The sequence below is a fragment of the Zobellella denitrificans genome (assembly GCF_002237365.1).
GTDB classification, from domain to species: Bacteria; Pseudomonadota; Gammaproteobacteria; order Enterobacterales; family Aeromonadaceae; genus Oceanimonas; species Oceanimonas denitrificans.
Map to the genome: position 1 here is coordinate 14113 of NZ_NMUO01000050.1, position 13649 is coordinate 27761.

Below are 13649 nucleotides of genomic sequence, written 5' to 3' on the forward strand. Positions count from 1 at the left end.
CTGTCGTTTGTCACGTTATCGCGCTGTCTGACGGTCGCGGCGGCGGTTACACCACCCGCCCGCTGATGCTGCCCAGCCCCTGGTAGTGCACCACGAAGCTGTCGCCCTTCTGCACCGGCACCGCCGCGGTGATGGCGCCAATCATGATGAAGCTGCCCGCCGGAATGACCTCGCCGCGCTCGGCCAGCATGTTGGCCAGCATCGCCACCGAGGCCGCCGGGTGGCCCAGCACCGCCGCGCCCGCGCCGGTCTGCACCACTTCGCCGTTGACTTCCATCACCACACCCAGGGTCTTCAGGTCGAGCTCGCTCGCCTCGGCCATGCGGCCGCCGGTGATAAAACGGCTGGAGCTGGAGTTGTCGGCAATCACGCTCTTCAGGTCGAACTTGAAGTCCTTGTAGCGGGAGTCGATCACCTCCACCGCCGGCAGCACGAAGTCGGTGGCGCGCAGCACGTCGCCGATGTGGCAACCCGGTCCCTTCAGCTCCGCCTTGGTGACGAAGGCCAGCTCGGCTTCAATCTTGGGATGGATAAGCTCGTCGAACTTGATGTCGCCCCCGTCCGGCACGCTGAAATAGTCGGCCAGAAAGCCGTAGCAGGGATGCTCCACCCCCATCTGCGCCATCTTGGCCCAGGAGGTCAGGCCCATCTTCATGCCCACAATTTTGGTGCCCCGGGCCTCCTTGCGGCGGCGGATTTCCCACTGGATGTCGAACGCATCCCGGTAGCTCATCTCCGGGTAGTCGTCGGTGATTTTGGTCACCTCATAGGCCTCGAGCTCGGCGGTTTCCAGGTGCTCAGCCAGGTGCTCAATCTGTGCTTGGGTCAGCTTGCTCATCGTTTTAGTCCTTGTTGTTTGGCCAGGGTCAGGGCCAGGTCTTCAATCATGTCTTCCTGGCCGCCGACGGTGCCGCGACGGCCCAGCTCCACCAGGATGTCCCGGGCGGACACGCCGTACTTGGTCTCGGCGCGCTTCGCGAACAGCAGGAAGGAGGAGTACACCCCGGCGTAGCCCAGGGTCAGCGCATCCCGGTCGACGCGGATGGGCTGGTCCATCATCGGCACCACCAGGTCCTCGGCCACGTCCATAATCCGGTACAGGTCGATGCCGGTGTCGGCGTCCAGCCGGTCGAGCACCGCGCACAGCACTTCCAGCGGGGTGTTGCCGGCGCCGGCCCCCAGGCCCGCCACCGAGCCGTCGATACGCACGGCACCGGCCTCGATGGCGGCCAGGGAGTTGGCCACCGCCATGCCCATGTTGTGGTGGCCGTGGAAGCCCAGCTCCACCGCCGCCGGCAGCTCGGCGCGCAGCAGTCCCAGGCGGGCGGTCACGTCATCGGGCAGCAGGTAGCCGGCGGAGTCGGTGACGTAGATGCAGTTGGCGCCGTAGTCGACCATCAGCCGGGCCTGCTCCAGGATCTTCTCCGGGCTGGCCATGTGCGCCATCATCAAAAAGCCGACGGTGTCCATGCCGAGCTTGGCAGCCAGGCCGATGTGCTGCTGGGACACGTCCGCCTCGGTGCAGTGGGTGGCCACCCGGATGGTGCTCACGCCGAGGTCCCGCGCCATGCGCAGGTGGTCGACGGTGCCGATGCCGGGCAGCAGCAGCGCCGACACCCTGGCCTGCGTCATCCGCGGCACCACCGCCTTGAGATAGTCCTCGTCGGAATAGGCGGGGAAGCCGTAGTTGACCGAGGCGCCGCCCAGGCCGTCGCCGTGGGTCACTTCAATCAGCGGCATGCCGGCCTGGTCCAGGCCGGTGGCGATGGCCACCATCTGTTCGAGGGAAATCTGGTGGCGCTTGGCGTGCATGCCGTCGCGCAGGCTCATGTCGTGCAGCACGACCTTTTTGTCTTTCAGGTTCATCTCGCTTGTCTCCTTAGCCCCGGGCCGGCAGTTGAATGGCGCCGCTGGCCGCTTCTTCGGCGAACAGCTCGGCGGTGCGCAGGGCGGCGGCGGTCATGATGTCCAGGTTGCCGGCATAGGTGGGCAGGAAATCGCCCAGGCCGGCCACTTCCATGAACATGGAGACCTTGTTGCCGTCGAACACCGGGCCGTTGACCAGGGTGTAGCCGGGCACGTACTGGCGCACCTGCTCGACCATGTCCAGCACCGAGCGGGTGATGGCGGCCTGGTCCGGCTCGCCGTCCACCAGGCAGTGCACGGTGTCGCGCATCATCAGCGGCGGCTCGGCCGGGTTGATGATGATGATGGCCTTGCCCTGGCGGGCACCGCCCACCGACTCCACCGCGCCGGCGGTGGTGCGGGTGAACTCGTCGATGTTCTGGCGGGTGCCGGGGCCGACCGAGCGGGAAGCGACGGTGGCGATGATTTCGCCGTAGGCGACCGGCTGCACCCGGCTGACGGCGGCCACCATGGGGATGGTGGCCTGGCCGCCGCAGGTGACCATGTTGACGTTCATCTCCAACTGGGCGGCGTGCTGCTTGAGGTTGACCGGCGGCACGCAGAAGGGGCCGACGGCGGCGGGGGTCAGGTCAATCATGATGACCCCCAGCTCGTTGAGCTTGCGGCTGTTCTCGGCGTGGACATAGGCCGAGGTGGCATCGAAGGCGATGCGGATGTCGTCCGCCAGCACATGGGGCAACAGGCCGTCGACGCCGGTGTCGCAGGTCTTGATGCCCATCTCCCGGGCGCGCTTCAGGCCCTCCGAGGTGGGGTCGATGCCCACCATCCACACCGGCTCAATCCAGTCGGAGCGCAGCATCTTCATCAGCAGGTCGGTGCCGATGTTGCCCGGGCCTATGATGGCCGCCTTGAGTTTGTTCATTGGTACATCTCCAGAATGCGTTGTGACCATGGCGCCGGATCAGCTGGACACGAATTTTTCGAAGTAGAGCTGGTGATCGGCCACGGGGGTGGCTGCCAGCCAGGTCTGGGTGGCGTCGATCATCGGCGGCGGCCCGCACAGGTAGGCGTCGAAGGGCTGCTGCAAAAAGTCCTGGTCGAACAGGTCGCATACCACGCCGCGCTTGCCCTGCCAGTGCTCGGAAGGCTTCATCACGATGACCTCGTAGTCGAAGTCGGCCAGCTTTTCCCTGAAGGAGTCCAACCGCTCCAGCTCGCTCAGATCCTGATCCTGGGTCACGCCGTAGCACAGGCGGATGGCGTGCGGGCAGTCGCCCTGCTCCGCCAGCCGCTCCAGCATGGCGAGGAAGGCGGACAGGCCGGTGCCGCCGGCCACCATCAGCAGGGGGCGCTCCACTTCCCGCAGGTAAAAGGCGCCCATGGGTGCCTCGAAGCGGATGGCGTCGCTCACCCGGCAACGCTGGCGCAGGTAGTCGCTCATCACCCCGCTCGGCAGCAGGCGGATAAGAAAACGGACAAAACCTTCTGCCGCCGAGTGGTTGGCGAAGGAATAGGCCCGCCACTCATCCGTGCCCGGCACCTGTACCCGCGCATACTGCCCGGGCAGGTACCTGAGCCGGCCGCCCTCGCCCTGCAGCTTGATTTCGATAAGGGCAGCCGCGTCCGACACCTGTTTGAAGGCGCTGACGGTACCCTCGAACAGCTCGGTGGACACGCTGCACAGGGTGGAGTCCACATCGAAATAGAAGGAGCCGGACGACGTCAGCCGGGTCTGGCAGGCCAGGATATGGCCGGCCTCCAGTTCCTTTTCGCTCAGGGCTTCGTCATCCACGTACTCGAGCTCGACCTCGCCGGACTCGCAGCGCCCGCGGCAGGTGGCGCAAACCCCTTCCCGGCAGTCGACCGGCAGCTTGACGCCCTGGCGCAGGGCGGCATCCATCAGGAACTCGTTTTCCTTCACTTCGATGAAGCGGGTGTTCCCATCACGGAAAACGATGGCGGCAGAATAAGACATAACAACCTCGGCCCAAGTTAGACGTGATAGAAATCCAGCACCGAATCAATCTTGTCGTTCAGCAAAATGGACTGCTTGTAGGTGATCTTCCAGTCATCCCCTTCCCGACGCAGCCGGTAATTGGCGGTGCCGAAGAAGTGGTGGCTTTCACCGAAACGGTAGTAATGGGTGACCCAGTTCACCTTCACCAGGAACCGGCCGTCCTCTTCCTGCCGGTAGCGCAGGTTGTCGATCAGGTGCAGGGTACGCGGCATGGGTGTACAGGCCGCCGACTTGCCGGTGCGGATGCGGAACACCCGATCCTCGATGCCGCCCCGGTTGGGGTAATACATCAGCGACATTTCCCGCTTGGGATCCCGGGTGTAGCTGTGCTCGCTGTCCCACTGGGGAATGTGAAATTCGCATTCGGGGGCGAACTGCTCCAGGTAGTTGTCCCAGTCCTGGTTGTCGCAATACTCGGCAACCCGGTAAAGAAACTGCTCGAGTGACAGTTGATGTTCCATGGCTTACACCTCCTCCTGACGTGCTTTCTTCTTCAGTCCTTCCCGCATCATCTGCTGCCAGGCGCCGTGCTGGTTCACATAAAGCCCTTCATGGGTGAACTCGACCCCGGTGATCGCGGGCTGGATACCCAGCACCTTGCTGTTGGGGGTTTCGCCGTATTGCCAGGTCTCGTACCCCCGGGAAATGTCGCTCCAGGGGGAGATGCGGGCCTCGAAACCGCGCTGGGATTCCTTGAACTCCACCAGATCGTCGGGGGTCCCCATACCGGAGACGTTGAAGAAGTCCTCGAACTGACGGATGCGGTTTTCCCGATCCGCGGCCGACTCGTCCTTCACACCCAGGCAAAGGCTGATCACCTCGGTCTTGTTCCAGGCCACCGGGCGGATGATGCGCAGCTGGGAGCTGATCTGATCCATAAAGAACAGGCTGGGGTAGATGTTCAGGTTGCGCAGCCGGTGCATGGTCCACCTGGCCCGCTCTTCCGGCAGCTGCTCCAGCAGGCGCGGCATCACGGTCCGGTAACCGGGGCGAACCTCGGGGTTGGGCATGTCGCTGAACAACAGGCTGTGGCCATGACGGAAGGAGAACCAGCCGTCGTCGGTGTCCTTGTCGCCGGCCCCCAGCTTGCTGTAGTCCAGGGTGTCGCTGGTGCCGCCCTGCTGCTGGGCTTCCAGCTCGCGGCGGTGCTGCACCGTGCTGACGTAGTTGTAATGCACGGTGCTGACGTGGTAGCCGTCCAGGCCGTTTTCGTTCTGCAGTTTCCAGTTGCCGTTGAAGGTGTAGGTGGACTGGCCGGGCAGCACTTCCAGTTCGCCGGTGGCGGACTGCTCCACCATCATGTCGAAGAACAGGCGGGTGTCGCCGAGAAAGTCTTCCAGGCTCAGGGTGGACTCGGTGTCCAGGCTGATAAAGACAAAGCCCTTGTAGCTGGCGATGCGCGCCTGGCTCAGGCCGCGGCTGGACTTGTCGAAATCGGCGGGGTATTCACCGGGCGCCTTTACCTTCACCAGCCGGCCATCGGACTTGTAGCACCAGGCATGGAAGGGGCAGGTAAAGGTGGACTGGTTGCCCTTGCACACCCGGGTCAGGGTCGCGCCCCGGTGCTGGCAGGTGTTGGCCAGCGCATGGAGCTCCCCCTTGCCGTCGCGGGTGATGATCATCGGCTGGCGACCGGCCTGCATGGTGATGAAGTCGTTGGGGTTGGGGATCTGGCTTTCGTGGCAGGCAAAGATCCACTGCTTCTCGAAAATCAGCTCCATCTCGAGATCGAACAGTTCCCTGTCGGTAAAGATGTCCCGGGCGACGCGGAACACCCCCTCATCGGGGCGAAAGTCCAGGCTGTTCTCGATGAACGCTTGCCATTGGGTCAAGCTTCTTTGGGTGCTCATGGGGTCCTCTCCTTTTGAACCTGATTGCCATGGCTGCCAATCTAGCGCTTCGGGGAAAGGGCCAATATTCAGTTTGCCGGTTAACGATATGCAGTTTTTATGAGTCTAAAATGTTAAACGAAGTGAGCCTTTATCAGGTCGGTGTCAGGCGGCGCTCCTGCCCGCCCTTGGTTGACAGCCAGGGGCAAAGAGCACAAGATGCCGCGTAAAACAGATGTTAAAAAAATAAAAAATCATTAACTCATCACGGCCGGATGCCGGTGATGACGAGACTGGAAGCACTGTCCGAGAGGGAAGACCATGAGCCAGTACCACCACAGGGTACAGCGACAATTTCTGGCCGCGGAGCTGAACAGCATCAGTTCGGCCCGCGACTGGATGAGGAGCGTCTGCGGCCCCCACGATCTGGAAATTCTAAAACCCAATGAGCTGCTGTTTCGCCACCAGGGTGCCGTGCTGGGCCAGCTTTCCTTCGGCGTGATCGAGTACTCCACCGCCGCCCATGTCAAAACCCAGGATCTGCTGCACAGCTACAGCATCAGCCTGCCGCTGGCCGGCAGCCAGTACGTCGAACACAAAAAGGACAGGATTGAATCCAGCCCCGAGCTGGGCTTGATCATTTCCCCCGGCCATCCGGTCAGCCTGATACTGGGCGCCGATTGCCGCAAACAGCTGGTGCGCATCGCCCGCACCGCGGTGGAGCAGAAGCTGGCATCGCTGCTGCGCCGGGAGATCACCAAACCGGTGATCTTCGAACCCGGGATAAGGCTGAACGAGGGCATGGGCGACTGGTGGAACACGGTCGCCACCCTGCAGGGCATGCTGCAAAACCAGAGCAGCCTGTTCGACTTTCCCCACGTCTGGGCGTCGTTCCAGGACACCCTGATCACCGGCCTGCTCTATGCCCAGCCGCACAACTATTCCCGCGAGCTGGAAGACCGGCAACTCAACCGGCCCGCCTACCTGCACGAACTGGAAGCCATGATGCAGGAAAATCTGGATAAATCGCTGAATTTGTCGGATTTTGAACAGCTGGTGGGCATCGGCCGCGAACGGCTGTACAAGGACTTTCACCAGTTCTACGGCTGCTCGCCGGTGGCGCACTTTCGCAACCTGCGTTACGAGGAAGTGCGCCGGCGCCTGCAACAGGCCGATGCCGGAGAAAGCGTCTCCAGCATCGCCATGGACTGCGGTTTTACCCAGCTGGGCCGCTTCGCCAAAGAGTACCAGCAGCGCTTTGGCGAGCTGCCCTCGGCCACCTTCGGCAAGGCCAGGCGCTGAGCGCCCGGCTCAGGCCGCCAGGGCCTTGCCCACCAGGCTCTGCACCGGCGCGCTGAGCGGCACCTGGAGGGCGGCGGCGTGGCCCGCTTCCGACATCTTGCCCCAGGTTTTGCGGATGATGTCGAGCAGCTTTTCCTCTTCGTGCTTGGTGGCGAAGTCTTCCAGGTAATAGTGGATGAACACCAGGCAGATCACGTCTTCCAGGGTTTGCACCTCGTCGTCGCGCTTGAGCTGTTTCTTCAGCAGCAGGGCCTTCACCCGCTCCTGCTCCATCTCATTGTAACCGGCATTTTCCATTAGTTTGGCGGTCAGTTCGCCGTGATATTTTGCCAGATCGGTACGCCAGTGCTTGTAGCCGGCCCTGTCCATGGGATAGTCGGTACGGGGCACCGTCCAGCGCCGGATGTGCTGGGCCCGGGCGGCGATTTGCAGTAATTCGGAGGCGTTCGGTGCAAATCGGGCCAGTTGCTCGCTCATGCGCAGGCTGTACAGGTATTCCTTGGGCCAGCTCTGGCCGTCGGCCTGCTCCTGGTGGGGATCCTGGCGGTTTTCCGCGTCGATGGCGTCCAGTACCTGCTGCAGGCGGGAATCTTGGGTCATGGGGGCGTCCTCATTCGTTGGCAAATAACAGTATTGTTGTCGCTAAGCCCGCCGTTGCAAAGGGAAAATGCCGTTTTCTCCACCTTCCCACTGGCCGGACCATGCATAAAAGCCGCAGGATCTTATTGATGCATATCAAATGTATCTATAAGATGCGCAAAAAGTTGCACTTCACATATCAATTAAAACGGAGAAGCAAGATGCTGGACGCCCGCACCATCGATATCATCAAGAGCACCATTCCCCTGCTGGAGTCGGCCAACACCGCCCTGACCGAGCACTTCTACCGGCGCATGTTCCGCGACAACCCGGAGCTGAAGGACGTGTTCAACCTGAGCCACCAGGCGTCCGGCCGCCAGCCGGCGGCGTTGTTCGCCGCCGTGCTGGCCTACGCCAAAAACATCGACAACCCGGCGGTGCTGGGCGCGGCGGTGGAGCGCATCGCCCACAAGCACACCGGCTTTGCCATTCAGCCGGCCCAGTACGACATTGTCGGCCACCACCTGCTGGAAACCATCAAGGAGCTGGCCCCGGACGCCGCCACCCCCGAGGTGATCGACGCCTGGGCCCAGGCCTACGGCGCCCTGGCCGGCATCTTCATCGGTCGGGAGGAGCAGATCTACCGGGCCAACGAGAGCAAAACCGGCGGCTGGCGCGGCACCCGTGCCTTTGTGGTGAAGGAAAAGCGGGCCGAGAGCGAGCAGATCACCAGCTTCCTGCTGGTCCCGGCCGACGGCGGCCCTGTGGCCGACTTCCTGCCCGGCCAGTACCTCAGCCTGCACCTGGATACGGCTGAACTGGCCCACAGGGAATACCGCCAGTATTCCCTGTGCCAGGCCCCCAACGGCCGGGATTACCGCATCGCGGTCAAGCGCGAGCCCGGCGGCACCGGCTCCAACTTCCTGCACGACAAGGTAGCCGAAGGCGATGTGCTGCAGCTGCTGCCGCCGGCGGGAGACTTCTTTATGGCGGTGGATGCCGGCACCCCGGTGGTGCTGATCTCCGGCGGCGTGGGCCAGACCCCGATGCGCGCCATGCTGGATCAGCTGCTCAGGCAGGGCCACCCGGCGCCCATCCACTGGCTGCACGCCTGCGAAAACGGCGCCCAGCACGCCTTTGGTGACGATATCCGGCAACGCCGCCAGGCCCACGCCAACCTGGAGACCCACGTCTGGTACCGCGAACCCGCCGCCCAGGATCGCCCGGCAGAAGATTTTGACGCCACCGGCCTGATGGATCTGGACAAGGTCAAGGACAGCATCCTGCTGCCCGGCGCTCATTACTACTTCTGCGGCCCCCTGCCCTTTATGGCCATGGTCAAGGAGCAACTCTCCGGCTGGGGCATCGCCGACGAGCAGCTGCACTACGAGGTGTTCGGCCCGCACCAGCAGCTCTGACATCCCGGGGTCACAGTATCCACACAAAGAGCACCGGCCTGTTTACAGCAGCACCGTCCATGGTCTAAATAGAAGTCTCCTTGCGGATCCCCGGGCCCGGTGCCCGGATTACTGGGGCTTTTTATGGATATCAATGCTCTGCAAACCCTGTTGTTCGTGCCGGCCAACCGGCCGGAACGCTATGAGAAGGCGCTGAATGCCGGTGCCGACGCCGTCATCGTCGATCTGGAAGACGCGGTGCCGGCGGCGGAAAAGGACGGCGCCCGCGCCACCCTGGCCGGCTGGCTGGACGCTCGGCCTCCCGCCTCGGTGCTGGTGCGCATTAACGGCACCGGCAGCCCCTGGTTCACCCAGGACACCCTGCTGTGCCGCTCTCCGGCCATCGCCGCCATAGTGGTGCCCAAGGCCGAAGACCCGCAAGCCCTGGCGGAGCTGGCCAACCTCACCGACAAGCCGCTGCTGCCCTTTATCGAGTCGGCCCTGGCCTTCGCCCGCCTGGACGAGATCGCCGCCGCCACCGGGGTGAGGCGACTGCTGTTCGGCAAGCTGGATCTGGCGCTGGATCTGGGCATGGACTACCCGCCGCCGGAAGGCGAACCCCACGACGAGTCGGCCTTCCTGTTCGCCCGCAGCCAACTGGTGATGGCGTCCCGGGCCCACGGCCTGGCCGCGCCGCTGGATGCCATCTACACCGCCATCCACGACCCGGAAGGACTGATGCATTACGCCCGCCAGGCCATGAAGCTGGGGTTTGGCGGCGTGCTGCTGATCCACCCCAGGCAGGTAACGCCGGCGCACAGGGCCATGGTGCCCACCCAGGCCCAGGTCGCCTGGGCCAGGCGCATACTGGAAGCGGAGCAAAGGGTGAACGGCGCCGTGGTGGCGGTGCGGGGCAACATGGTGGATGCCCCCGTCATGGCCCGGGCCAGGCGCATCCTGCAGCAGGTGGCGCAGGAGTAGGCGTCCGCCTCCCCTTCCCGCAACAACAACGGGGCGGCCCAAGGGCCGCCCCGTTGTATTGATGCCGCGTCCGGCGACTACATCTTCTGCTGCACATCCCGGGCGGCTTCTTCCACCACCTCGCCACCACGCTGGATGTCCTTGCCGGCGCCGGCGAAGGTATTGCAGCCGGCCAGCCCGGCGGCCAGGCCCATCGCCATCAGCATCGCCATTATCTTTCTGAACATCATCTGCCTTCCTCCAGGATTTGAGGGTAAATGACCATTCGAAAGTATAGACTCAATCGTGCAACACCAACCGCTCAGCCCATCCGCGCCATCACGGACGCCAGCTCCGGCGTCGGCCGTCCGATATGGTAGCCCTGGGCATAGTCGATGCCGGTGGCCCGCACCAGTGCCAGCACCTCCTCGGTTTCCACGTACTCGGCCACCGTCTTCACCTCCAGTTGGCGCGCCAGTTGGGTGATGCTGCTGACGAAGGCCATGTCCCGGCTGTCGTTGGCCATGTTGGCGATAAACTCGCCCTCGATCTTGACGAAGTCGATGGGCAGATGCTTCAGGTAGTGAAATGAGGAGAAGCCCGAGCCAAAATCGTCGATCGCCAGCAAAAAGCCGGCATCTTTCAGGGCCCGGATGAATTTCTCCAGCAGCACCATGCTCTTCACCGTGTCCCGCTCGGTGATCTCGAATACCACCCGGCCGGGATCCATGGCGTATTGCTGCACCAGGCCATTGACCCGGGCCAGGAAATCGTTGACCAGCACCGCCCGGGGCGACAGGTTGATAAACAGCAGGCCGCCATAACCGGTGTCGCGCACCTGGCCGAAGGCCTTTTCCATCACTATGTAGTCGAGCAGGTGCACCTTGCCCATGGACTCGGCGATCTCGATAAACTCGCCCGCGTTCATCAGGCTGTCGTCCGCCAGCCGGATCCGGCTGAGCACCTCCACCGCCCCCGGCTCGCCGTCGGCCAGAGGCAGTATGGGCTGGAATACCGGCAGCAGGGTACGCTGCTCTATGGCCTGGTTCACCAGCTGGGTTTTTTCACTCATATCGCGGAAGATGTCCGCCACATCCTGCTCTTTCGGCAGGCTGACCCGGTTCTTGCCCTGGGCCTTGGCGCGGTACATCAGGTTGTCCACGAACATAAAGAGTTCCTTGGCGTTGTCCGCATGATCGGGGTAGATGCCCACACCGATGGAGCAGGTGGTCTTGAGGGCGCCACCTTCGTGCTCCATCACGAAGCCGTCCAGCGCCTTCAGCACCCGCTCGCTCACCCGGCCCGCCTTGTCCAGATCGGCTTCCGGCAGCACGATAACGAATTCGTCGCCGCCATAGCGGGCCAGCACATCGCCGTTGCCGAGCTGCTGCTTGAGCAGCAGCGACAGCTCGGTCAGCAGCCGGTCGCCGCTGGCATGGCCGTAGCCGTCGTTGACTGACTTGAAGTTGTCCAAATCCAGCAGCAGCATGGCCACCGGATAGCCGTGGCGGCGGCTGCGGTCCAGCTCGTACTCGAGCAGCTCCCAGAACATGCGCTGGTTGTAGAGGTTGGTCAGCGGATCCCGGGTGGCGTAGTACTCCAGATCCCGGGTGTACTTGTAGATGGCCTTGACCGAGCCCACCACGTTGAGCAGGGTGGAAAGGATGCTCTCCAGCACCAGCACCTTGGTCTTGTCCTTGACGATGTCCGCCTGCACCCCGATGCCGACGATACCGCCGATCTTGGGGGTTTCCACCAGCAGCGACTTGGTCTGCAGCTCGATGTCGCGGGCGCCCAGCTCGATCACGGCCTCGCCACCGCCCTGCACCATGTTGTGGTGCAGCTTGAACTCGCTGTGGCTGAAGAAGGAGTCCTGGGCCCTGAGCCGGGTCAGCACCGCTTTTTCCATCATCTCCCGGGTGAGGGGGCTGGGCGGACGCAGCCAGAAGATCTCCAGGTCGAACAGCTCGTCGTCCACCTTGAAGATGGAGAACATGGTGTAGATGTCCAGCACCCGGTTGATATCGAGCATCAGCACGTTGACGTATTCCCGCCAGTCACGCACCACTTCCGAGGTGATCACGAATTTTTCCAGCAGCCGGATCTCGAACTCCAGCAGATCCTTGTCCACCGCTATGTTGCGCAGCTTGTCCGCCAGTTGCTCCACCTGGCCGAAGATGTTGTTCATCTCCTTGAAACGGAACTGGCGCCGCGCCTCCCCCATGCGCGACAGATCAGACAGGCTTTCCACCTGCTCTATGCTGCGGGAAAGGTGCTGTATCGAGTCGTTGATATGCAGGCTGACCCGCCGCACCGCCCAGAAGGCGAACAACAGTGGCAGCGGCGACAACAATAGCAGGTAGTAGAGCAGGTTGCGGTTGGCCAGCCCCAACTGGGGCGAGAGATCCTGGCCGACCTCGATCACCCCCAGGGTATCCCCCAGCCGGGCGTTGGTGTGGCAGGCCAGGCAGCTTTCGCTGGCGTTGAGCGGGTAGAGGTAACGCAAGTGCTCACCCCGGTCGAAGGCGGCGATGGTGCCGCTTTGCAGGGCCTGTTGCAGGGCCGCATCCGGTGTCGGCTGAGCGATCTCGCCGAAGCGTTCATTGACCAGCTCGCCCCGGTACAGGCCGATATGGAAGCTGCCGCCGGCGCTGCCCGCCTCCAACTGCGCAAGAAAGGACTCGAGCTGCCCCCGGGTCCAGCCCTGGCTCATGATCAGGTACATGGAGTTGAAGGTATTCTCCGCCACCGAGGCCGCCACCTGCCGTGCGTTTTCCCGGATACTGCTCTGATAGGCCTGGTTGGCCACCACCAGCAACAGCAGGAAGCCGATCACGGAAAACAGCAGGGTACGATTCAACAGATAACGCTTTATCGTGGTCGGACGTCCGGCCATGGCGGGGTACTCTCCTTGTCACCAAAGCGCAGACTATACCCAAGGGGGTAACAGTATGCATGGCCAATGCAACGTTTTATTGATGCACGTCAACAATAAAAACAAGGGATTAACCATGCCGGCCCGGCTCAGTCACCGATAACGGAGAGCAGCAGCAGCAGGGCCAGTCCCAGGCCCGCCAGTATGACCGGATAAATCAGGTAACCGTCGTTGCTGCGGCGGGCCTCCAGGTACATCAGGCGGGTAATGACCAGTTGGTAACTCACCAGCAGGGCGCCGGTCAGCATAAAGGCGCAAAAGCCGAGGACGGACATCCTGAGGCCAAAACCAGCGACCAGTCCCAGGTTCACCAGGATCAGGTACAGGGTCACCTTGTGCAAGGTACGCCCCAGCATGGGATTCTCGACTCTGCCGGCTACCATCACTCCGCCCGTTAACGCTCCACCAACCTCTACTTCCTCTATAACGACCCCGGGGCCAGAAAATAAAGTTGCGGTATGCAAATTGCTTGGCATATGCCATGAAGATCACATACCTGACCCTGGGCCTGCTGCTGGCCTTGCTGCTGGGCGGCGGTGCGGCGGCCCTGCCGCTGCCCGACAGCCTCTACCAGCGCCCGGAAATACAGCGGGAGCTCGACTACCTGCGCCGCCATCCGGCACACCTGGCCCGGGTGCGGGAACGGGCGGAAAACTGGCTTCCCCATCTGCTTCCGCTGCTCCGCGAGCGCGCGCTGCCCGCGAGCCTCGCCTGGCTGCCGGCAGTGGAAAGCGCCTATCTGCCGGGCGCGCTGTCGCCGGCAG

13 protein-coding genes and 1 pseudogene are annotated in these 13649 nt (G+C 63.1%); 4 read left to right on the plus strand and 10 right to left on the minus strand.

Annotated elements, in window-relative coordinates; all coding sequences use genetic code 11:
• Window positions 1-46: 46 nt before the first annotated feature.
• Genes dmpH through antA form a run of 6 tightly spaced genes read right to left on the minus strand, consistent with a single transcriptional unit; the run spans window position 47 to window position 5733 of the window.
• Complete coding sequence (dmpH, locus tag CGX12_RS11670) at window positions 47-838, minus strand: 2-oxo-3-hexenedioate decarboxylase (RefSeq protein WP_094040055.1); 792 nt, start codon at window positions 836-838, stop codon at window positions 47-49.
• Window positions 835-1866 carry a 4-hydroxy-2-oxovalerate aldolase gene (gene dmpG, locus CGX12_RS11675; RefSeq protein WP_094040056.1) on the minus strand — a complete coding sequence of 344 codons (1032 nt, stop codon included), beginning with the start codon at window positions 1864-1866 and terminating at the stop codon, window positions 835-837. Before dmpG ends, dmpH begins: the two co-directional genes overlap by 4 nt.
• Window positions 1867-1879: 13 nt before the next feature.
• Window positions 1880-2788 carry an acetaldehyde dehydrogenase (acetylating) gene (locus CGX12_RS11680; RefSeq protein WP_094040057.1) on the minus strand — a complete coding sequence of 303 codons (909 nt, stop codon included), beginning with the start codon at window positions 2786-2788 and terminating at the stop codon, window positions 1880-1882.
• 39 nt (window positions 2789-2827) lie between these two features.
• On the minus strand, window positions 2828-3841 hold the full coding sequence (antC, locus tag CGX12_RS11685) for an anthranilate 1,2-dioxygenase electron transfer component AntC (protein WP_094040058.1): 1014 nt from the start codon (window positions 3839-3841) through the stop codon (window positions 2828-2830).
• Window positions 3842-3858: 17 nt separating this feature from the next.
• On the minus strand, window positions 3859-4344 hold the full coding sequence (antB, locus tag CGX12_RS11690; RefSeq protein ID WP_094040059.1) for an anthranilate 1,2-dioxygenase small subunit: 486 nt from the start codon (window positions 4342-4344) through the stop codon (window positions 3859-3861).
• Window positions 4345-4347: 3 nt separating this feature from the next.
• A complete protein-coding gene (antA, locus tag CGX12_RS11695; RefSeq protein ID WP_094040060.1) occupies window positions 4348-5733 on the minus strand; it encodes an anthranilate 1,2-dioxygenase large subunit in 1386 nt (461 codons plus the stop codon).
• 300 nt (window positions 5734-6033) lie between these two features.
• Here antA and CGX12_RS11700 point away from each other — a divergent pair, with 300 nt between their 5' ends.
• Window positions 6034-7014 (plus strand): AraC family transcriptional regulator, encoded by a 981-nt coding sequence (locus tag CGX12_RS11700; protein WP_094040061.1) that lies wholly within the window; start codon window positions 6034-6036, stop codon window positions 7012-7014.
• A 9-nt stretch (window positions 7015-7023) separates the two neighbouring features.
• Here CGX12_RS11700 and CGX12_RS11705 read toward each other — a convergent pair whose 3' ends face one another.
• Window positions 7024-7614 carry a DUF4202 domain-containing protein gene (locus tag CGX12_RS11705; protein ID WP_094040062.1) on the minus strand — a complete coding sequence of 197 codons (591 nt, stop codon included), beginning with the start codon at window positions 7612-7614 and terminating at the stop codon, window positions 7024-7026.
• A gap of 200 nt (window positions 7615-7814) precedes the next feature.
• Here CGX12_RS11705 and hmpA point away from each other — a divergent pair, with 200 nt between their 5' ends.
• Both hmpA and CGX12_RS11715 read left to right on the plus strand, forming a co-directional pair.
• The gene (gene hmpA, locus CGX12_RS11710) at window positions 7815-9011 is read left to right on the plus strand and encodes an NO-inducible flavohemoprotein (RefSeq protein WP_094040063.1); all 1197 of its coding nucleotides are present in this window, start codon (window positions 7815-7817) and stop codon (window positions 9009-9011) included.
• Between the two features lie 123 nt (window positions 9012-9134).
• The gene (locus tag CGX12_RS11715) at window positions 9135-9971 is read left to right on the plus strand and encodes an HpcH/HpaI aldolase/citrate lyase family protein (RefSeq protein ID WP_094040064.1); all 837 of its coding nucleotides are present in this window, start codon (window positions 9135-9137) and stop codon (window positions 9969-9971) included.
• A 77-nt stretch (window positions 9972-10048) separates the two neighbouring features.
• On the opposite strand, the gene CGX12_RS11720 is transcribed toward CGX12_RS11715, so the two are convergent.
• From CGX12_RS11720 to CGX12_RS11730, 3 genes are all read right to left on the minus strand, one after another.
• Complete coding sequence (locus tag CGX12_RS11720; RefSeq protein WP_094040067.1) at window positions 10049-10198, minus strand: entericidin A/B family lipoprotein; 150 nt, start codon at window positions 10196-10198, stop codon at window positions 10049-10051.
• A 74-nt stretch (window positions 10199-10272) separates the two neighbouring features.
• Window positions 10273-12846 carry a putative bifunctional diguanylate cyclase/phosphodiesterase gene (locus tag CGX12_RS11725; RefSeq protein WP_094040065.1) on the minus strand — a complete coding sequence of 858 codons (2574 nt, stop codon included), beginning with the start codon at window positions 12844-12846 and terminating at the stop codon, window positions 10273-10275.
• Between the two features lie 128 nt (window positions 12847-12974).
• Window positions 12975-13268, minus strand: a complete 294-nt coding sequence (locus CGX12_RS11730) for a hypothetical protein (RefSeq protein WP_094040066.1) — start codon at window positions 13266-13268, stop codon at window positions 12975-12977.
• 98 nt (window positions 13269-13366) lie between these two features.
• Between CGX12_RS11730 and CGX12_RS11735 the strand changes: the two are divergent.
• A pseudogene (locus tag CGX12_RS11735) lies at window positions 13367-13649 on the plus strand (lytic transglycosylase domain-containing protein); the annotation flags it as partial.